Origin of the sequence: Neglectibacter sp. CSJ-5, assembly GCF_032490475.1 — a bacterium.
Lineage (GTDB): Bacteria > Bacillota > Clostridia > Oscillospirales > Acutalibacteraceae > Hominenteromicrobium > Hominenteromicrobium mulieris.
In genome coordinates, this window is sequence record NZ_JAVYJC010000024.1 from 1 (window position 1) to 703 (window position 703).

The window sequence follows — 703 nt, forward strand, 5'->3', positions numbered from 1 at the left end:
GGGCGGGAGCAGTATCTGGACGGTCTTGCGGATGTCGTTGAGCTGCTGCGTGGGAAGAAAGAACCAACCATTATCCATACCGACCAAGGCTCTGTGTATTCCTCAAAAGCGTACAACGAACTGATTCAGGACTGCAACGTTGTCCGCTCCATGTCGCGGGCAGGTAAACCAACGGACAATCCCGTCAATGAGGCTCTAAACGGTTGGATAAAAGAAGAACTATTCATCGATTTTCGATTAGAAGAATGCCGTACGAGAGATGCCGTGAAAGATGTCCTATGCCGCTATGTTGCCTTTTATAACCGGCAGCGTCCCTGCTTTGCAATCGGCTATGACACACCGGACAACTACTGCAAGCGTTTCTATCGAGGTGAGCTTGAAAAGAAAGATACCTTTTCAAAGCGCATCCTGACCGAAGAACCCAAATTCGTGCAAAAGCGGAAAGATACAGAAAAATAACTCTGTGCCGTGTCTACTTTTGATTTTGTCTCTCTACTCTATCCAAAACTGCTATCCCTTGCAAACAGGGACATTACAAGGCTTCGAATCATCGTGTCCACTTTTGAAAAAGGATTTCGGCAAAAATTATTGTCCGTGTCCACTTTTGAAAAAACAACTTCTGCAAAAATATTCCTCATGTCTACTTTTGAAAAAGCAAATCAAAAATAAATATTTTTCGTGTCTACTTTTCTTGACTACTACA

Annotated in this window: 1 protein-coding gene; it reads left to right on the forward strand. The window is 43.5% G+C overall.

Going from position 1 to position 703, the window contains the following annotated elements:
* On the forward strand, nucleotides 1–459 hold a 459-nt coding region (locus R2K26_RS15410), incomplete at its 5' end, for an integrase core domain-containing protein (protein WP_316523445.1).
* Nucleotides 460–703 lie beyond the last annotated feature (244 nt).